This is a genomic window from Cellulomonas sp. KH9, assembly GCF_900114185.1.
Lineage (GTDB): Bacteria > Actinomycetota > Actinomycetes > Actinomycetales > Cellulomonadaceae > Cellulomonas.
The window spans coordinates 575,385-593,763 of sequence record NZ_FOSE01000002.1; the positions used below are offsets into that span (position 1 = coordinate 575,385).

Here is an 18,379-nt window from a genome sequence, read left to right on the forward strand (position 1 = left end):
GACCGCTCGTCACCACGCCCCCGGCACCCCGTGCCAGGGGCGTGGTGCGTCGTGCGTGGCGCCGGGCGACGTCAGCGACGCCGCAGCCGCTCGACGACCGTCACCGCCGGCACGGCCCAGGCACCGTGCGCCTCGACGTCCTGGACGATCTCGCGGTCCGACGTCGCCACCACGAGGACGCGGCCCGGCGGCTCGGCCGCCACCAGGCGACGCAGCAGGTCGTCCGCCGTCTCCCCCGCCGTGAACAGCACCCGCACGCCCCGCACGGTCGCGACGGCCCGGTGGCCGGGCTGCCCGTCGAAGCAGCAGGTGATCTCGGCACCGGTCTGCGCTGCCAGCGCCGCCATGCCGTCGACGACGAGCCGCCGCTGGTCGGCCAGCGTCGTGCCGGGCCAGCCGGTCTTCGACACGTTGTAGCCGTCGACCAGCAGGTGCGCCCGCGGCAGTCGCAGCAGGTCGTCGAGCAGCGCCGGGTCGTCGACCGAGCGACCCCGCGACGTGGGCCGGTCGGCCGGTGCCGCGCCCGCGGGCACCGCGAGGTCGGCGGGCAGGTCGACGACCGGCGGCAGCGCCAGCTCGGCACGCAGCCCGCCGGCGGCGTCGATCAGCGTGTCGAGGAGCAGGCGGGCGCGCGTCTCCGCGAGACGCCGGCCGGTCCGGGCGGTGTCCCGGGCCACGGCCCGCTCGGCCGTCGCGGCCCGCAGGTCCGCCGCCGCGGCCGCCCGCTCGGCAGCGGCGGCGGCGTGGTCCGCGGCCGCCCGCCGGGCGTCCTCGGCGGCCGCCGCGGCCAGCGCCCGTGCGTCGCTGCGCGCGCGGTCGGCGTCCGAGCGGAGCCGGCGCAGCTCGCGCTGCAGCGCCGCGAGCTCCTCACGGGCGGCGCGCTCGCCGTCGCGTGCCACGCCCAGGGCGGCCCGCAGCCGGGCGGCCTCGCGCTCGGCCGCCTCCTCGCGGCGCGCGCCGAGGTCCTGCCCCGGCGCGGGGGCGTCGGGACGCAGCAGGTCCCGCCACGGGTGCCCCTGCAACCAGGCACCGACCGCCCGGTCGAGGGCCGGCACGTCGCCGGGCTGCCCGCCGGCCACCCCGGGCTCCGCCGGCGCGGACGCACCCTCGTGCGCGAGCAGCCACACCCGGGTGACGCGCGCCCGGAAGCCCGCGTCCTCCTGGAGCGCCGCCCACAGCGGCAGCGCGCCCGCCGACGCACGCCGCCGGGGCGCGAAGCGGCGCACCGCCCGCAGCGCCGTCGGCGTCTGCGCGGGCTCCGTCTCGCCGAGCACGTCGGCGGCCAGCCGCACGAGCGCCGCCCGCAGGTCGTCGGGCACCTCGGCCGCGTCCTGCGTCCCGTCCTGCGGCTGCGCCATGCGCCCCACCCTAGGTCGGACGGCCGTCGACGGCGGGTGGTGTCGGTGCAGCCGGGTACCGTCCGGCACATGCCCACCGCTCGTCGTCTGCGTCCGCTCGAGGACACGGCACCCGGACCGGGCGCCACTCCCGTGCAGCTCGGGCTCGACGAGCTCGGCACCCCGCTGCGGGACGTGACGTTCGTGGTGGTGGACCTCGAGACGACCGGTGGCCGCGCCGCGGAGGACGCGATCACCGAGATCGGGGCGGTGAAGGTCCGCGGCGGCGAGGTCCTCGGCGAGTTCCAGACGCTCGTCGACCCCGGCGGGCCCGTCCCGCCGTTCATCCAGGTGCTCACGGGCATCACCACGTCGATGCTCGTCGGTGCGCCGACGATCGCCCAGGTCCTGCCGAGCTTCCTGGAGTTCGCCCGCGGGTCGGTGCTCGTTGCGCACAACGCACCCTTCGACGTCGGGTTCCTGCGGGCCGCCGCGGCACGGCTGGACCGTCCGTGGCCCGGCTTCCCGGTGGTCGACACGGTGCGGCTCGCGCGCCGCGTCGTGCTGCGCGACGAGGCGCCCAACCACAAGCTGTCGACCCTGGCCGCGCTGTTCGGTGCGCAGGTCACCCCCAACCACCGCGCGCTGTCCGACGCGCGGGCGACCGTCGACGTGCTGCACGCGCTGCTCGGTCGGCTCGCACCGTTGGGCGTCACCCACCTCGAGGACCTCGCCACGGCCACCGACCCGGTCCCGGCGGACGTTCGCCGCCGCAGCACGCTGGCCGACGGCCTGCCCGACGTCCCCGGCGTCTACCTCTTCCGCGGCCCGCGCGAGGAGGTGCTGTACGTGGGCGTGTCGACGACCTCGCTGCGCCGCCGTGTCCGCAGCTACTTCACCTCGGCCGAGAAGCGCGCCCGCATGACCGAGATGGTGCGGCTGGCCGAGCGCGTCGACCCGGTCGTGTGCGTGTCGCCGCTGGAGGCCCGGGTCCGCGAGCTGCGCCTCATCGCCGAGCACTCGCCGCGCTACAACCGCCGGTCCCGGTCCCCGGAGCGCATGCCCTGGGTGCGCCTGACCGACGAGCCCTTCCCGCGGCTGTCCGTCGTGCGCGACGTCCGGCCCGGACCGACCCACATCGGACCGTTCGCGTCCCGGGCGCTCGCGCAGCAGGCCGTGGACGCCCTGCACGCGGCGTTCGCGCTGCGGCAGTGCACGGGCCGGCTGCCGGCGACGCCGGCGCCCGGTGCCCACGCCTGCGTGCTGGCGGAGGTCGGGCGGTGCGGGGCGCCGTGCACCGGCGGCCAGGACGTCGCGACGTACGCGCCCGTGGCGGACGCGGTGCGCCGCTCGATGACCGGCGACCCGGCGGCCGTGGCCGCGGCCCACGCCGCCCGCATCCGCACGCTGGCCACGCAGGAGCGCTTCGAGGAGGCCGCGGCGGTGCGCGACCGTCTCACGGCCTTCCTGCGCGGCGCCGCGCGCGCGCAACGGCACGGCCGGCTGGCCACGGTCCGCGAGCTCGTCGCCGCGCGCCGCACCGAGGACGGCGGGTGGGAGCTCGTGCTGGTCCGGCACGGGCGGCTGGCCGGCACCGCCGTCGTGGACCGCCGCACCGACCCGCTCCCTGTCGTCGCGAGCCTGCGCGCCGGCGGGGAGCACGTGGCACCGCCCGTCGCGCCCGCGACCGCCGCGCACCCGGAGGAGACGGACCTGCTGCTGACCTGGTTGGAGCAGCCGGGCGTGCGCCTCGTCGAGGTGGACGGCGAGTGGTCCTCACCGGTCCGCGCGGCCCAGTCGGTCCGCGACGTCGCCGCGACGGTGGCGCTCGACCTCGTCGCGCCGCGCGCACCGCTGGTCGACGACGCGCCCGGGTCCCCTGCGGGGGCGCCGCAGCGCACGGCATGATGGCGGCATGCTCACTGCCATCGTGCTGATCGACTGCGACGCCGCCCGCATCCCGGAGGTCGCCGCCGCGGCCGCCGAGATCGAGGGCGTCAGCGAGGTGTACTCGGTGACCGGCGAGGTCGACCTCATCGCCATGGTCCGCGTGCGGGAGCACGAGCGGCTGGCCGACGTCATCGCCGACAAGGTCAGCAAGCTCGACGGCGTCCTGCGGACGCAGACGTACATCGCGTTCCGCGCGTACTCGCGGCACGACCTCGACGAGGCGTTCGCCCTCGGCCTCGGGGACTGACCCGGGGCGGCGACCGCCGCCCCGGACCGTGGGTCGGGCCGCGGCCTCAGACCGCGGCGGCAGCCCGCCAGCGCTCGAGGACGGCAGCCGCCGCACCGTCGTCGAGCGCCCGCTCGGCGTGCCCGGCCCCGGCGACCAGCCGCTCCACGAGCGTGCCCGCGGAGGTGCCGGGCAGCGTCGCGTCCGCGACGAGCGCGGCAGCCGCGTTGAGCACCACGGTGTCGCGCACCGGACCGTGCTCCCCGCCGACGAGGGCACGCACCACCTCGGCGTTGCGCTCGGCGGCACCGCCGCGCAGCTGCTCGACCGTCACCGGCGGCACGCCCACGGCGGCCCAGTCGACGACCTCCTCGCGGACTGCCCCGTCCCGGACCTCCCAGAACCGGGTGGGCCCGGTCGAGGCGATCTCGTCGAGGCCGTCGGCCTCCCCGCGGAACACCAGGGCGGACCGGCCCCGGGCGGCGAGGACGCCGGCGATGAGGCCGGCCATGCGTGCGTCGGCGACACCGATGGCGTTGGACCGGGGCTGCGCGGGGTTGGTCAGCGGACCCAGGAAGTTGAACGCGGTCGCGATCCCGAGGTCACGTCGCGTGACGCCCGCGTGCCGCATGGCCGGGTGGAACGCGCCCGCGAAGCAGAACGTGATCCCCACCTCGGACGCGAGGGCGCCCACGCGCGCCAGGGGCAGGTCGAGCCGGATGCCGAGGGCCTCGAGCACGTCCGCCGAGCCGGTGGACGACGACGCGGCGCGGTTGCCGTGCTTGACGACGGTCAGACCGGCGCCCGCGACCACCAGGGCCGCCATCGTGGACACGTTGACCGTGTGCAGGCGGTCGCCGCCGGTCCCGACGATGTCGACGGTGCGCCCCGGCACCTCGAACCGGTGCGCGTGGGCCAGCATCGTGTCGGCCAGGCCCGCGAGCTCCTCGACGGTCTCGCCCTTGGCGCGCAGCGCCACGAGGAACCCGGCCACCTGCGAGGGCGAGGCCTCGCCGCTCATGATCCGGTCCATCGCCCACGCGGCGTGCCCGCTGTCGAGGTCCTGGCCCCGGACGAGCGTCGTCAGGAGGTCGGGCCAGGTGGTCGTCACCGTCATCCGCGCGGCGCGCCGGCGTGCACGAGGTCGACGACCGCGGCGTGCAGCACCACGGGGTCCAGCGGCCGGCTCACGACGGCGTCGGCGTTGGACCACGACGCCAGCCAGGCGTCCTGCGGCCGGCCGGTCAGCACGAGCACGGGCGGGCAGTCGTACACCTCGTCCTTGAGCTGGCGGCACAGGCCGAGCCCGCCCACCTTGTCGGCCTCGCCGTCGAGGACGAGCAGGTCCAGGCCGCCGGCGTCCGTGGCGGCGATCGCGGCGTCCGCGGTCGCGACCTCGACCCACGCGATGTCGGGCTCGCCGCGTCCCAGGCGGCGGCCGACCGCGAGACGCACCTGCTCACGCGCGTCCACGTCGTCGCTGTACAGCAGGATGCGCGGCGCGCGGGCCGCCGGGTTCGCGGTGCTCATGGTGCCCCTCACTCGTCGTCGACGTGCAGAGTGCATCTTGGCACGTCGGGCCCCGGGCGCGGGTGCCGCGACCGCCCCGCGGCGCGTAGTGCGGCACGCCGGGTCACGGGAAGGTGACGATGTGACATATCCCCGGGGACGCGCATGGGCCCAACGACCCATGCAACGCTCTCGTCAGCCATAATGGCGGACGTGTCGACCGCAACGGCTGCCTCGCGCCCCGCCCCCCACCTGACCGTGAACCGACCGAACCCCGTGTCGGTCGGGACGATCGTGTGGCTCGCCAGCGAGCTCATGTTCTTCGCCGGGTTGTTCGCCATGTACTTCACCGTGCGGGCGGCCGTCCCGGAGGAGTGGGCGATCGAGTCCGCCAAGCTGAACCTCCAGTTCGCGTTCGTCAACACCACGATCCTGGTGCTGTCCTCCGTGACCTGCCAGATGGGCGTGTGGGCCGCCGAGCGGCTCCAGCCCGTGCGCAGCGGGTCCCTGGTGCAGTTCTGGCGCTGGGGCATGAACGAGTGGATGACGCTGACCTACGTCATGGGCGCGGTCTTCATCGGCGGCCAGATCTTCGAGTACGCCGAGCTCGTGGAGCACGGGCTGACGATCTCGTCGTCGCCGTACGGCTCCGTCTTCTACCTGACGACCGGCTTCCACGGCCTGCACGTCGTGGGCGGCCTCATCGCGTTCCTCTTCCTGCTGGGACGCTCCTTCGCCGCCAAGCGCTTCACCCACCACGAGGAGACGACGGCGATCGTCACCTCGTACTACTGGCACTTCGTCGACGTGGTCTGGATCGCGCTGTTCGCGGTCATCTACCTCGTCCGATGACGACGGCCGGCCCGCCGCGGGCCGGCGCCACCCCACCCGCACATCCCCTGACATGCGAGACGAGGACCGATCCGTGAAGGCACTCGCAGCCCGCAGGCACGACCGGCGTGCGCCGGTCGTGCTGCTCCTGCTGGCGCTGCTCCTCACCGGCGCGCTGTACGCCGTGCTGTCCCCCACGTCAGCCGACGCCGCCCCCGCGGCGGCCTCGGCCGACCAGGTCGAGACCGGTGAGAAGCTGTTCCAGGCCAACTGCGCGACCTGCCACGGGCCGGACGCCACCGGGACCGACGTGGTCCCGTCGCTCGTCGGCGTCGGCGCCGCGGCGGTCGACTTCCAGGTCGGCACCGGGCGCATGCCCATGCAGGCGAACGGGCCGCAGGCGCCTGCCAAGCCGGCGCAGTTCGACGAGGAGCAGATCGCGGCCCTGGCCGCCTACGTCGCGGCACTCGGCCCCGGGCCGGCCGTGCCGACCGCCGAGCAGGTCGACCCCGCGCTGGGCGACCCGGCCAACGGCATGGCGCTGTTCCGCACCAACTGCTCGATGTGCCACAACGCCGTCGGCGCCGGTGGTGCGCTGTCGCAGGGCAAGTGGGCCCCGAACCTGTGGGAGACCACGCCCACCCACCTGTACGAGGCGATGGCGACCGGCCCGCAGTCGATGCCCGTCTTCAACGACGCCACGCTCACGCCGGACGAGAAGCGCGACATCATCGCGTACGTCGACCTGCAGCGCGAGAGCCCGCCCGGCGGCCTCGACCTCGGCAGCCTCGGCCCCGTCAGCGAGGGCCTGTGGGCGTGGGTCATCGGCATGGGACTGCTCATCGGAGCAGCGGTCTGGATCGGAGCGAGGTCCTCGTGAGCATCACCCAGCACGGCCACGACGGCCACGACGAGCAGCCGCACGCCGACACGGCGGGCTCCGACGTGGTCCTGCGCGAGGGCGAGGACTCGCCCGAGCGCTTCCCCAACCCCGGCTTCGGCCCGCACCGGCCGCGGCGCTCCGACGTCGACCCGGCCGCGAACAAGCGTGCCGAGCGGCAGGTCGTCGCGCTGTTCGCCATCTCGATCCTCGGCACGATCGGGTTCATCACCGCGTACTTCGCGTTCCCGCTGGGCGACTCGCCGCAGACGCTGCACCGGTCGAACCTCACGCTCGGGCTCGGGCTCGCCTTCGCGCTGCTCGGCATCGGTCTCGCGGCCGTGCACTGGGCCAAGTCGCTGATGAACGACCACGAGAAGGCCGAGGACCGGCACGCCCAGCGCAGCTCGGACCAGACCCGCGCCGAGGCCGTCCAGGTCCTCAAGGACGGCGTCGAGGACTCGGCGATCGGCCGGCGCGGCGTGCTCAAGGGCGCGCTCGTCTCGTCGCTCGCGCTGTTCCCGCTGACCATCGCGCTGCCGCTGATCGGCGAGGTCGGCGAGGACTGGAACGTCCGCAAGCTCAAGCACACGATGTGGGCGAAGAACAAGAAGCTCACGATCGACCCGACCGGTCGCCCGATCAAGGCGGCCGACGTGACCATCGGCTCGGTCGTGCACGTGATCCCCGAGGGCCTGGACGAGACCGGCGCGCCGCTCGACGAGAAGGCCAAGGCCGTCGTCCTGCTGGTCCGGCTCGACCCCCGGGACATCAAGTCGGAGCAGGGTGAGGGCTGGTCGTACGACGGCATCGTGGCCTTCTCCAAGATCTGCACCCACGTGGGATGCCCGGTGGCCCTGTACGAGCAGCAGACGCACCACCTGCTCTGCCCGTGCCACCAGAGCACGTTCGACGTCGCCGACGGCGCGAAGGTCGTGTTCGGTCCCGCCAAGCGGCCGCTTCCCCAGCTGCCGATCACCGTCGACGACGAGGGCTACCTGGTCGCGCAGAGCGACTTCCACGAGCCCATCGGTCCGAGCTTCTGGGAGCGGCTGCGATGAGCGCCACCACGGCACCCCCGAGCGGCAAGGCCGCCAGGACCGCCGACTACCTCGACCAGCGCACCGGCATCGGGACCGCGGTCAAGGAGTTCGCGCGCAAGATCTTCCCCGACCACTGGTCGTTCCTGCTCGGCGAGATCGCGCTGTACAGCTTCGTCACGCTGCTGATCTCCGGCGTGTTCCTCACGATGTTCTTCGTGCCGAGCATGGCCGAGGTGCACTACGACGGCCCGTGGCCGACGATGCACGGCGTCGAGATGTCCGAGGCGTTCGCCTCCACGTTGCGCCTGTCGTTCGAGGTCCGCGGTGGTCTGCTCATGCGGCAGATCCACCACTGGGCGGCGCTCATCTTCATGGCCGCGATCGTCACGCACATGATGCGCGTGTTCTTCACCGGCGCGTTCCGCAAGCCGCGTGAGCTCAACTGGGTCGTCGGCTTCGTGCTCCTGATCCTCGGCCTCGCGGCCGGCTTCTCGGGCTACTCGCTCCCCGACGACGTCCTGTCGGGCAACGGCCTGCGGATCACCGACGGCGTCATCAAGGCGATCCCGATCGTCGGCAGCTACCTGTCGTACTTCGTCTTCGGCGGCGAGTTCCCCGGGCACGACATCATCCCGAGGCTCTTCACGGTCCACATCCTGCTGGTCCCGGGCCTGATCCTCGCCCTGATCGCGCTGCACCTGTTCTTCGTGGTGCTGCACAAGCACACGCAGTACCCGGGCTCCGGGCGCACCAACGCGAACGTCGTCGGGTACCCGCTGTTCCCGATCTACGTCGCGAAGGCCGGTGGCTACTTCTTCGTGGTGTTCGGCGTGATCGCGCTCATGGGCGCGACCCTGTCGATCAACCCCGTGTGGAACTACGGCCCGTACGACCCGTCACCGGTGTCAGCGGGCGCCCAGCCGGACTGGTACATGCTGTTCCTCGAGGGCTCGCTGCGGCTCATGCCGGGGCAGACGGAGTACGTGCTGTTCGGGCCCGACGGGTACACGCTGTCGCTCAACGTCCTCATCCCTGCGGTGGTCGTGCCCGGCGTGCTCTTCACGCTGCTGGCGCTGTACCCGTTCGTCGAGTCGTTCGCGACCGGTGACAAGCGGGAGCACCACGTGCTGGACCGTCCGCGCAACCGGCCGTTCCGCACCGCGTTCGGCGTCTCGCTGCTGACCGCGTTCTTCATCCTGGTGCTGGCGGGCTCGAACGACATCATCGCGACGCACTTCCACCTGTCGATCAACGACATCACGTGGGTGTTCCGGTTCCTGTTCTTCCTGGGCCCGTGGGCGGCGTTCGTCATCACCAAGCGCATCTGCCTCGCGCTCCAGCGCAAGGACCGCGAGCTGGTCCTGCACGGGCACGAGACGGGCCAGATCGTGCGCTTCGCGTCCGGTGAGTACATCGAGGTGCACAAGCCCCTCGACGCCCACGAGCGCTGGCTGCGCGTCCAGCACGACCCGACGCGACCGATCCAGATCGAGCCGGCGGAGGACTCCCGCGGCGTGCGGCGCAAGGGCTACCGCACGGACCGCATGCGCCAGCGGCTGTCGCAGCTGTTCTACGAGGACCGGGTCGAGCCGGTCACGCCGGCCGAGCTGGAGGCGTCGCACTCGCACGGTGAGCACGACGCGCTCGGCTCCGACCAGGAGAAGGCACCCGCCCAGCTGCTGGGCGAGAGCGCACCGACGGGTGGCGGCACGCGCCTGCGCCCGGAGGATGAGACGGGGCACGGCACGCGGAACAGGTGATCCTGGTCCAGAGTTGACCCCAACAGACGACCGTTCGCGGTGTCCGGCCGGACGTGCCGGGCACCGCGACGGCGTTTCCGGGCGGATGCTGAACACCGCCACCCGACGCAGGAGAGGTACGAGATGGCTGACTACACGCTCCCGGATCTGCCGTACGACTACGCGGCGCTCGAGCCGCACATCTCCGGCAGGATCATGGAGCTGCACCACGACAAGCACCACGCCGCGTACGTCGCGGGTGCCAACACGGCGCTCGAGAAGCTCGCTGCCGCGCGCGAGACGGGCGACTTCGCCGCGGTGAACCTGCACGAGAAGAACCTGGCGTTCAACCTCGGTGGGCACGTCAACCACTCGGTGTTCTGGGAGAACCTCTCCCCCGACGGCGGCGACAAGCCCGTCGGTGAGCTGGCCGCCGCGATCGACGAGTTCTTCGGCTCGTTCGAGGCGTTCCAGAAGCACTTCGCCGCGAACGCTGCGGGCATCCAGGGCTCCGGCTGGTCGATCCTGGGCTGGGACTCGGTGGGCCAGAAGCTCGCGATCTTCCAGCTGTACGACCAGCAGAGCAACTACCCGCTCGGCCTCGTGCCGATCGTCGTGCTCGACATGTGGGAGCACGCCTTCTACCTCGACTACGTCAACGTCAAGGCGGACTACATCAAGGCCTGGTGGAACATCGTCAACTGGGCGGACGCCGCGGAGCGCTTCACGCGCGCGCGCACCCAGACGGCCGGGCTCATCGTCGCCTCGGCCTGACGACGCCGGCCGCCAGGGCGGCCGCACCTGCACCGCAGCCGCTCGCCCCTCGGGGCGGGCGGCTGCGGCCGTTCCCGCCCCGGTCCGCAGCACGGCACGATCCGGCGCAGCGCCCTCCCACCACTGCGCGCGGCGCCACGACGCGATCTCCCGGTGCTCGCCGCGCACCTTCGGGGACGTCCGATGGGCGGGTGCGGCGTCATGGGCGTGCCGCCCAGGGGGATCCCCCGGACGCCGGAGCCACGGGGACGGTCCCGTCCAGCCCGGGAGCAGCACCCACGGCCCTGTGCGGGCGCATCGCGCGGTCGACGCGGAGCGTGCGCGCTTCCCGGCGCCCGCACCCCGACGGACGCCCGGACCTCACCCGGTACGACGACGGCCCGTCACCATCGGGTGACGGGCCGTCCTCGTGCGTCTGTGTGTCGCCTCAGTCAGTGCGCGTGCTGACCGCGCGAGTACTCGAACATCCAGCCGACGAGCCCGATGATGGCCAGGACCGCGGCGGGGACCATGAGCCACCAGCCGACCGCCATGGCCAGGAACGCCACCGAGCCACCCAGCGCGACGACGAGCGGCCACCAGCTCCACGGGCTGAACGTGCCCTGGTTGCCGGCGCCCTGCTCGATCTCGCCGAGCTCGTCGTCCTCCGGGCGGGGGTCGATCCGACGGGCCAGAAGAGCGAAGTACCCGCCGATCATGCCGACGAGGCCGCCGACGAGCGGGATGCCGACGGTGCCGACAGCCTCACCGCCGCTCCAGAACCCGTAGATCAGGCCGACCGGGATGAAGAACAGGATCCCGTAGAGGAAGAGCTTCGCCTCGATCTTCACCGCTCGTCCTCCTCGCGACGCTCACGCACGTCCTCGACGTCGTCCTCGACGACCGTGGCCGTCGACTGGCGCTCCTGCCCCGTGCCCTGCGCCATGCGCTCCTCGGCGAGCTCACGCTCGCCGGTGCGCTGCGGTGCCCAGTCGAGCGGGCCCGGGTCCTCCGGCTCGACGTGGTCCATGGCGGCGACCTCGGGGTGGTGCAGGTCGAACGCGGGGCGCTCGGAGCGGATGCGCGGCAGCGACGTGAAGTTGTGCCGCGGCGGCGGGCAGCTGGTGGCCCACTCGAGCGAGCCGCCGTAGCCCCACGGGTCGTCGACCGTCACCTTGGGGGCGTTGCGCCACGTCACGTACACGTTCCAGAGGAACGGCAGCGTGGACGCGGCGAGGATCGCCGACCCCACGGTGGAGAGCTGGTTCATCCAGGTGAACCCGTCCTCCGGGGAGTAGTCCGCGTACCGCCGCGGCATGCCGATCACGCCGAGCCAGTGCTGGACGAGGAACGTCATGTGGAAGCCGACGAACAGCACCCAGAAGTGGATCTTGCCGAGCCGCTCGTCGAGCATGCGGCCGGTGAACTTCGGCCACCAGAAGTAGAAGCCGGCGAACATCGCGAACACGACGGTGCCGAAGACCACGTAGTGGAAGTGCGCGACGACGAAGTACGTGTCGGACAGGTGGAAGTCGAGCGCCGGGCTGGACAGGATGACGCCGGTCAGCCCACCGAAGAGGAAGGTCACCAGGAAGCCGATGGACCACAGCATCGGTGTCTCGAAGGTGAGCTTGCCCCGCCACATCGTGCCGATCCAGTTGAAGAACTTCACCCCGGTCGGGACCGCGATCAGCATCGTCATGAACGCGAAGAAGGGCAGCAGCACCGCGCCGGTCACGTACATGTGGTGCGCCCACACCGTGACGGACAGGGCCGCGATCGCGATCGTGGCGTAGATGAGGCCCTTGTAGCCGAAGATCGGCTTGCGGCTGAACACCGGCAGGATCTCGGACACGATGCCGAAGAACGGCAGCGCGATGATGTAGACCTCGGGGTGCCCGAAGAACCAGAACAGGTGCTGCCACAGCAGCGCACCGCCGTTGTCCGGGTTGAAGACCTGGGCCCCGAGGCGCCGGTCGGCGCCCAGCGCGAACAGCGCGGCGGCCAGCGGCGGGAACGCCATGAGGACGAGCAGCGACGTCACCAGGATGTTCCAGGTGAAGATCGGCATCCGGAACATGGTCATGCCCGGCGCGCGCATCGTGACGATCGTCGTGATGAAGTTGACGGCACCGAGGATGGTGCCGAATCCGGTCAGCGCCAGGCCGAAGACCCAGAGGTCTCCCCCGATGCCTGGTGAGTACATCTGGTTGGACAGCGGCGCGTACGCGAACCACCCGAACGACGCCGCACCCTGCGGGGTGAGGAAGCCACCGGCGGCGATGAGCCCGCCGAAGAGGTAGAGCCAGTACGCGAACATGTTCAGCCGCGGGAACGCGACGTCCGGAGCACCGATCTGCAGCGGCATGATGATGTTGGCGAAGCCCGCGAACAGCGGGGTCGCGAACAGCAGCAGCATGATCGTGCCGTGCATCGTGAACGCCTGGTTGTACTGCTCCTTGGACTGGAACAGGTCCATGCCCGGCTGGAACAGCTCGGCGCGGATCAGCAGCGCGAGGATGCCGCCGATCGCGAACCAGATGAACGAGGTGATCAGGTACAGGTACCCGATCGTCTTGTGGTCCGTGGAGGTGATCCACTTGACCACGGTCCGCCCGAGCGACTGCCGCCGGGGGGACAGGCCAGGGATGACCTCGGTGCTCGCCGCCATCAGTCCTCGTCCTTTGCCACGTCGTTCAGGTCCTGCAGCCGGCTGTACTCCAGGCCGAGGGCTCCGGTCTGGCCGCGCTCACGCAGCTCCTCCATCTGGGCGTCGTACTCCTCCTGCGAGACGACCGCCACGTTGAACAGCATCGAGGAGTGCTCCTCCCCGCACAGCTCCGCGCACTTGCCGCGGTAGACGCCCTCACGCGTCGGGGTCACCTGGAAGGTGTTGGTGTGCCCCGGGATCATGTCGAGCTTGTAGAGGAAGTCGGGGATCCAGAAGGAGTGGATGACGTCCCGCGAGTCCAGCGTGAACTCGACCCGCTGGTCGACCGGTAGGTAGAGCGTCACCTGCTCGTCCAGCGCGGCCGGCTCGACGCCGATGTCGATCGCGTGCTGCCCGGTCTCGTAGACCTCGTCGTCGAGGTAGTTGAAGTCCCAGCTCCACTGCTTGCCGATCGCCTGGATGCGCACGTCGGGCTCCGCCGACGTGTCCTGCAGCGCCAGCGTGTCCTCGTTGGTGTGGTAGAAGAGCACCCCCACCATGACCACCGGCAGCAGGATGTACATGATCTCCAGCGGCACGTGGTACCGGAGCTGGACGGGCAGCGTGTCGTCGTCCTTGCGCTTCCGGTAGACCGCGACGCACCACAGGATCAGACCCCAGGTGATGACGCCGACCGCCAGGGCGGCGATCCAGGACCCCACCCACAGCGAGACCACGCGACCGGTCTGGTCGGTCACCTCCTGGTCGGAGAATCCGGGGAGCCAGCCACGCTGGACCGTCTCGGAGCAGCCGCTGAGCACGAGCACGAGCGCCGTGGCCAGCACGGCGACGGACACGCGCCGGGTACGGCGGGGGGGAACCGGGTGCACGGGGAACCTTCCACTCGCGTCCCACCGGACGACATCCCGCCATGTGCGGGCAGCCGTGTGGGACCTTCGTCCTCGACCGGGTCAGCGTAGCGCGCCGTGGCGGCGCTCACGTGCCGCGGCGCACGTTTGACGACATGGTGTCAGCACCGTCACATCCGCGACACCGCCGCACGGACACGCCCGTCACGAGCACGCACGCGCGTCCGACGACGGCGGCGAGCGGCGAGGCGCCGCGCGTTAGCGTGCCGGGGTGAGCGATCCCCTGTCCCCCGCGGCGACGAGCACCGTGCCGAGCGGCCCCGCACCCACGAGCACGGTCCCGACGAGCCCGCGGCAGGCGGGCACCGCCGCGCGCGCGGTGCTGGACGTCGCGGGCCACGCCCCGCTGCGCCCGGGCGCACGCACCGCGCTGCTGGAGGCGTTCGACCAGGGCTGGGCGGACCCCCGACGCCTGTACGCCGAGGGGCGCCGTGCCCGTCTGCTGCTCGACGGGGCGCGTGAGGCGCTCGCCGGTGCGCTCGGCGCCCGCCCCGACGAGGTGGACCTGCTGCCCAGCCACACGCTCGCCCTGCACAACGCCGTGCTCGGGGTCGCGCGGGGACGACGGCGCGTCGGCGCGGACGTGGTGGTGCCGACCGTCGAGCGCGCCGCCGTCCGCCACGCCGCGGAGTTCGTCGCCGCTCGCGGCGGCGGGCGCGTGCACCCCGTGGGCGTCGACCGGCTCGGCCGGGTCCACGTCGACGCCCTCGTCACCGCGGCACGCGCCGCGGGCACGGCGCTGGCCGTCCTGCAGCACGCCAACGGCGAGGTCGGCACGTGCCAGCCCGTGGACGCCGTGCACGCCGCGCTGCGCGGCACCGGCGTGCCCCTGGTCGTCGACGTCGGGGCGAGCACGGGGCACCTGGCGCCGCCCGCCGGCGGCGACGTCCTCGTCGCGGACGCCGGCGACTGGGGAGGTCCGCCCCTGGGGGTCACCGTGACCCGCACCGGGGTGCGCCGCAGCCCCGACTGGCCCGAGGACGACGACCGCTGGTCACCGGGCGGCGTCCCCGTACCCCTGGCCCTGGCCGCCGCGGTCGCGCTGCAGGAGGCGGCCGCCGACCGCGACCGCGCCGACGCGCACCGGCGGGCCCTCGTGGACGAGGTCCGCCGACGCGTCGCGGCGACGGTGCCGGACGTCCAGGTGGTCGGGGACCCCGTGGACCGCCTCCCCCACGTCGTGACGTTCTCCTGCCTCTACGTCGAGGGCGAGGCGATCGTCGACGCGCTCGACCGCGCGGGCTTCGGCGTCGGGTCCGGCTCGGCGTGCACGTCGAGCTCGCTGGAGCCCAGCCACGTGCTCGCGGCGATGGGGGCGCTCACGCAGGGCAACGTGCGGCTGTCGCTGCCGCACGACGTCACCGCGGAGGCGGTGCGGCGGTTCTGCGACGTGCTGCCCGGTGCGGTCGCCGCCGTGCGCGCGTCGCTCGGCGCCTGACCGCGCGTCCGGCAGGAGGCCCGGCCCCCGCCACCGGCCCCGGACGCGCACCGGGCCCGCACCCCCGGAGGGTGCGGGCCCGGTGTGACACGTCCCGGCGTCAGCTGAAGGAGCCGCCGCACGCGCAGGCGCTGCCCGCGTTGGGGTTGTCGATCGTGAAGCCCTGCTTCTCGATCGTGTCGGCGAAGTCGATCGTCGCGCCCTCGAGGTACGGGACGCTCATCCGGTCCACGACGACCTCGACGCCGTCGTAGTCGCGGGTCGCGTCGCCGTCGAGCAGGCGCTCGTCGAAGTACAGCTGGTAGATCAGGCCGGAGCAGCCCCCGGGCTGCACGGCGACCCGCAGCCGCAGGTCGTCACGGCCCTCCTGCTCGAGCAGGCTGCGCACCTTGTCGGCCGCCACGTCGGTGAGCTGGACGCCGTGCGTCGTGGTCTCGGTGGTCTCGCTCATGTCACTCCCGGGTTCGCCAGAACGTTCCTCGACGACGCCAACACCGTCGGCCGGTCCGTTGTTCCCGACCAGCCTACGCGCCACGCGACGGCGACCACGTGCGCGCGACCCGGGCCGTGCGTGCGCGCAGCGTGCCCGCGGGGTCCGCGAGCGCGGCGCGGACCGCGGCCGGGCCCTCGGCCACCGGGTACGCGGCGGTCACGCCCGCGGCCGAGAGCTCGCGGCGACCGACGAGCACCTCCCCGGACACCACCACGGTGGGCACCGCCAGCGGGAGCGCCCGCGCGGCGACCTCGGCCACCACCTTGCCGTGCAGGGACTGCCAGTCGGTACGCCCCTCGCCCGTGACCACCAGGTCGTGCGCGGCGATGCGTGCGGGCAGGTCCACGGCGTCCGCGACGAGGCCCGCCCCGGGGAGCAGGCGTGCGCCCAGCAGCGCGAGGGCGAAGCCGAGCCCGCCCGCGGCCCCGGCCCCGGGCAGCGCGGCCGGGCGGGCGGACCGCGCGGCGGACGCGCCCAGCAGGTCGGCGCCGGGGCCGGTGCGGACGGGGCCGAGGGCGGTCGTGGCGGCGTGCGCGAACGCGCCGAGGGCCCGCTCCAGGTCCTGCGCCTGCTCGGCGGTGGCGCCCTTCTGCTCCGAGAAGCCCGCCGACGCGCCGGTCAGCCCGAGCAGCGGCACGTCCACGTCGACGGCGGCGAGCAGGTCGACGCCCGCGAGCGCGGCGCGCAGGGCGGGCAGCCACGGCAGGTCGTCGGCGTGCACGTCGCCGAGGGCACCACCCCCGGAGCCCAGCCGCGCCGCGACCTCGTCGTCGACCGTCCCGGGCGGGAGGAGGGCCTGCGCCAGGGCGAGCAGCAGGCCGGCGCCCGCGTCGTTGGTGGCGGAACCGCCGAGGCCGACCACGACGCGACGCGCCCCCGGCAGCGCGGCTGCGATCAGCTCCCCCGCCCCCCGGCTCGTGGTCCGCGTGGGGTCGCGCCGCCCGACCGGCACCAGCCCCAGGCCGACCGCGTGCGCCGACTCGAGGTAGACCGTCGTGCCGACGCGCAGCATCGCTGCGGGCGCGGGCTCCCCCAGCGGCGATCCCACCGTCACCGGCACGAGGTCGCCGCCGAGCGTGGCGTGCAGCGTGGCGACGAACCCCGGCCCGCCGTCGGCCAGCGGGCAGACGTCGACCGCGTCGTGCGGCGCGCCGTCCGACCAGCCGGCGCGCAGCGCGGCGGCCGCCTCGGCGGGCGTGAGGTGGGTACCGAACCCGTCGGGGGCCATGAGGACGCGCACGCCCCGATGGTGGCACGTGCCGGCGCGTCCCCCGGACCGTGCCACGGGCCGGGCGCGTCCGCGGGCGGCGGGGACCTCTGTGCGATCATGCCGCCGTGAGCACCCCCACCGGCACGTTCACCGAGCCCGCGGCGTCCGCCCTGCTGCTGCTGGGGCGCGGCGTCGACCTGACCTCCGAGCGCGGTGTGGAGTGCGTCGGTGCGCTGCCCGAGCCCGGCGACCCCGGACTGGTCGAACGGGCGCGCGCCGCCCGGGCCGCGCTGGGCGACCGCGCCTTCGTCCTGGGGCACCACTACCAGCGCGACGAGGTCATCGCGTTCGCCGACGTCACCGGCGACTCCTTCAAGCTCGCACGCGAGGCGGCCGCGCGCCCGGACGCCGAGTTCGTCGTCTTCTGCGGCGTGCACTTCATGGCGGAGTCCGCCGACATCCTGACGTCCGACGCCCAGCAGGTCGTGCTGCCGGACCTGGCGGCGGGCTGCTCGATGGCGGACATGGCGGCCCTCGACCAGGTCGAGGACGCATGGGACGTGCTCGTCGACGCGGGGGTCGCGCAGGACACGGTGCCCGTGACCTACATGAACTCGACCGCGGCCATCAAGGCCTTCACCGGCCGCCACGGCGGGACGGTGTGCACGTCGTCCAACGCGCACGTGGCGCTGCGGTGGGCGTTCGACCGGGTGGGTGGCCTGGCCGGGCGCGGCAAGGTCCTCTTCATGCCCGACCAGCACCTGGGCCGCAACACGGCCGTCACACAGCTCGGCCTGTCGCTCGACGACTGCGTCGTCTACGACCCGCGGCGGCCGGGCGGTGGCCTGACGGCCGAGCAGCTGCGCGACGCCCGGATGATCCTGTGGCGCGGCCACTGCTCGGTGCACGGTCGGTTCTCGGCGCGCAACGTGGCGGACGTGCGTACCGCGGTGCCCGGCGTCACCGTGCTCGTCCACCCGGAGTGCAAGCACGAGGTCGTCACGGCGGCCGACATGGTCGGGTCGACCGAGTACATCATCAAGGCGCTCGACGCGGCCGAGCCCGGCTCGTCGTGGGCGATCGGCACCGAGCTCAACCTGGTGCGTCGGCTGGCGCGGCAGCACCCCGAGCTGTCGGTGCACTACCTCGACTCCACGGTGTGCTTCTGCTCCACCATGAACCGGATCGACCTGCCCCACCTGGTGTGGACCCTCGAGGAGCTGGTCGCCGGGCGCGTCCCGCACCGCATCGTGGTCGACGAGCAGGACGCGCGGTGGGCCCGTGCCGCCCTCGACCAGATGCTGGCGCTGCCCGGCCACTGACGCCGACCGGTCGCCCGGGTCGTCGAGGCCACCCGGCGTGGCGCCCTGAGGCGCGTCACGCGTACCCGC

Annotated in this window: 17 protein-coding genes; 9 read left to right on the forward strand and 8 right to left on the reverse strand. The window is 73.4% G+C overall.

The genetic code is table 11. The features are described 5' to 3' along the window. Nucleotides 1–71: 71 nt before the first annotated feature. Nucleotides 72–1,358, reverse strand: a complete 1,287-nt coding sequence (locus BMZ16_RS08645) for an NYN domain-containing protein (RefSeq protein WP_089799453.1) — start codon at nt 1,356–1,358, stop codon at nt 72–74. Nucleotides 1,359–1,427: 69 nt separating this feature from the next. Here BMZ16_RS08645 and BMZ16_RS08650 point away from each other — a divergent pair, with 69 nt between their 5' ends. Then, complete coding sequence (locus tag BMZ16_RS08650) at nt 1,428–3,245, forward strand: DEDD exonuclease domain-containing protein (protein ID WP_089800011.1); 1,818 nt, start codon at nt 1,428–1,430, stop codon at nt 3,243–3,245. 7 nt (nt 3,246–3,252) lie between these two features. Then, nucleotides 3,253–3,534, forward strand: coding sequence for an Lrp/AsnC family transcriptional regulator (locus BMZ16_RS08655; protein ID WP_089799455.1), 282 nt, complete (start codon nt 3,253–3,255; stop codon nt 3,532–3,534). A 46-nt stretch (nt 3,535–3,580) separates the two neighbouring features. Here BMZ16_RS08655 and trpD read toward each other — a convergent pair whose 3' ends face one another. Both trpD and BMZ16_RS08665 read right to left on the reverse strand, forming a co-directional pair. Then, nucleotides 3,581–4,630 carry an anthranilate phosphoribosyltransferase gene (gene trpD / locus BMZ16_RS08660; protein WP_089799457.1) on the reverse strand — a complete coding sequence of 350 codons (1,050 nt, stop codon included), beginning with the start codon at nt 4,628–4,630 and terminating at the stop codon, nt 3,581–3,583. After that, nucleotides 4,627–5,043, reverse strand: coding sequence for a response regulator transcription factor (locus tag BMZ16_RS08665; protein WP_089799459.1), 417 nt, complete (start codon nt 5,041–5,043; stop codon nt 4,627–4,629). The genes trpD and BMZ16_RS08665 overlap by 4 nt, the downstream gene beginning before the upstream one ends. Before the next feature lie 183 nt (nt 5,044–5,226). Between BMZ16_RS08665 and BMZ16_RS08670 the strand changes: the two genes are divergently transcribed. From BMZ16_RS08670 to BMZ16_RS08690, 5 genes are all read left to right on the forward strand, one after another. After that, complete coding sequence (locus BMZ16_RS08670; protein WP_089799461.1) at nt 5,227–5,874, forward strand: aa3-type cytochrome oxidase subunit III; 648 nt, start codon at nt 5,227–5,229, stop codon at nt 5,872–5,874. 73 nt (nt 5,875–5,947) lie between these two features. Next, nucleotides 5,948–6,733: a cytochrome bc1 complex diheme cytochrome c subunit gene (locus tag BMZ16_RS08675; protein ID WP_089799463.1), complete on the forward strand. Its 786-nt coding sequence runs from the start codon at nt 5,948–5,950 to the stop codon at nt 6,731–6,733. Then, nucleotides 6,730–7,794, forward strand: a complete 1,065-nt coding sequence (locus BMZ16_RS08680; RefSeq protein ID WP_089799464.1) for a cytochrome bc1 complex Rieske iron-sulfur subunit — start codon at nt 6,730–6,732, stop codon at nt 7,792–7,794. Before BMZ16_RS08675 ends, BMZ16_RS08680 begins: the two co-directional genes overlap by 4 nt. Beyond that, the gene (locus tag BMZ16_RS08685) at nt 7,791–9,536 is read left to right on the forward strand and encodes a cytochrome bc1 complex cytochrome b subunit (protein WP_089799466.1); all 1,746 of its coding nucleotides are present in this window, start codon (nt 7,791–7,793) and stop codon (nt 9,534–9,536) included. Before BMZ16_RS08680 ends, BMZ16_RS08685 begins: the two co-directional genes overlap by 4 nt. Before the next feature lie 123 nt (nt 9,537–9,659). Beyond that, nucleotides 9,660–10,289 (forward strand): superoxide dismutase, encoded by a 630-nt coding sequence (locus BMZ16_RS08690; RefSeq protein ID WP_089799468.1) that lies wholly within the window; start codon nt 9,660–9,662, stop codon nt 10,287–10,289. A 431-nt stretch (nt 10,290–10,720) separates the two neighbouring features. Here the strand turns inward: BMZ16_RS08690 and BMZ16_RS08695 are convergent, their stop codons facing one another. Genes BMZ16_RS08695 through coxB form a run of 3 tightly spaced genes read right to left on the reverse strand, consistent with a single transcriptional unit; the run spans nt 10,721 to nt 13,808 of the window. Further along, on the reverse strand, nt 10,721–11,119 hold the full coding sequence (locus tag BMZ16_RS08695) for a cytochrome c oxidase subunit 4 (protein WP_089799470.1): 399 nt from the start codon (nt 11,117–11,119) through the stop codon (nt 10,721–10,723). Then, entirely contained in the window at nt 11,116–12,939 is a 1,824-nt protein-coding gene (gene ctaD / locus BMZ16_RS08700; RefSeq protein WP_089799472.1) for an aa3-type cytochrome oxidase subunit I, read from the reverse strand. Before ctaD ends, BMZ16_RS08695 begins: the two co-directional genes overlap by 4 nt. After that, the gene (gene coxB / locus BMZ16_RS08705; RefSeq protein WP_089799474.1) at nt 12,939–13,808 is read right to left on the reverse strand and encodes an aa3-type cytochrome oxidase subunit II; all 870 of its coding nucleotides are present in this window, start codon (nt 13,806–13,808) and stop codon (nt 12,939–12,941) included. Before coxB ends, ctaD begins: the two co-directional genes overlap by 1 nt. 358 nt (nt 13,809–14,166) lie before the next feature. On the opposite strand from coxB, the gene BMZ16_RS08710 reads away from it, so the two are divergent. Continuing rightward, complete coding sequence (locus tag BMZ16_RS08710; protein WP_089800014.1) at nt 14,167–15,285, forward strand: cysteine desulfurase family protein; 1,119 nt, start codon at nt 14,167–14,169, stop codon at nt 15,283–15,285. Between the two features lie 100 nt (nt 15,286–15,385). On the opposite strand, the gene erpA is transcribed toward BMZ16_RS08710, so the two are convergent. Continuing rightward, nucleotides 15,386–15,736, reverse strand: a complete 351-nt coding sequence (erpA, locus tag BMZ16_RS08715; protein WP_089799476.1) for an iron-sulfur cluster insertion protein ErpA — start codon at nt 15,734–15,736, stop codon at nt 15,386–15,388. Between the two features lie 73 nt (nt 15,737–15,809). Beyond that, nucleotides 15,810–17,018: a glycerate kinase family protein gene (locus BMZ16_RS08720; protein WP_369822507.1), complete on the reverse strand. Its 1,209-nt coding sequence runs from the start codon at nt 17,016–17,018 to the stop codon at nt 15,810–15,812. Between the two features lie 95 nt (nt 17,019–17,113). On the opposite strand from BMZ16_RS08720, the gene nadA reads away from it, so the two are divergent. Further along, entirely contained in the window at nt 17,114–18,310 is a 1,197-nt protein-coding gene (gene nadA / locus BMZ16_RS08725; RefSeq protein ID WP_089799478.1) for a quinolinate synthase NadA, read from the forward strand. The last annotated feature ends 69 nt before the right edge of the window (nt 18,311–18,379 follow it).

Excerpts from the sequence above, each read along its gene's own strand:
- BMZ16_RS08645 (WP_089799453.1), bottom strand. The coding sequence starts at position 1,358 with ATGGCGCAGCCGCAGGACGGGACGCAGGACGCGGCCGAGGTGCCCGAC.
- BMZ16_RS08650 (WP_089800011.1), top strand. The coding sequence starts at position 1,428 with ATGCCCACCGCTCGTCGTCTGCGTCCGCTCGAGGACACGGCACCCGGA.
- BMZ16_RS08655 (WP_089799455.1), top strand. The coding sequence starts at position 3,253 with ATGCTCACTGCCATCGTGCTGATCGACTGCGACGCCGCCCGCATCCCG.
- trpD (WP_089799457.1), bottom strand. The coding sequence starts at position 4,630 with ATGACGGTGACGACCACCTGGCCCGACCTCCTGACGACGCTCGTCCGG.
- BMZ16_RS08665 (WP_089799459.1), bottom strand. The coding sequence starts at position 5,043 with ATGAGCACCGCGAACCCGGCGGCCCGCGCGCCGCGCATCCTGCTGTAC.
- BMZ16_RS08670 (WP_089799461.1), top strand. The coding sequence starts at position 5,227 with ATGGCGGACGTGTCGACCGCAACGGCTGCCTCGCGCCCCGCCCCCCAC.
- BMZ16_RS08685 (WP_089799466.1), top strand. The coding sequence starts at position 7,791 with ATGAGCGCCACCACGGCACCCCCGAGCGGCAAGGCCGCCAGGACCGCC.
- BMZ16_RS08690 (WP_089799468.1), top strand. The coding sequence starts at position 9,660 with ATGGCTGACTACACGCTCCCGGATCTGCCGTACGACTACGCGGCGCTC.
- ctaD (WP_089799472.1), bottom strand. The coding sequence starts at position 12,939 with ATGGCGGCGAGCACCGAGGTCATCCCTGGCCTGTCCCCCCGGCGGCAG.
- erpA (WP_089799476.1), bottom strand. The coding sequence starts at position 15,736 with ATGAGCGAGACCACCGAGACCACGACGCACGGCGTCCAGCTCACCGAC.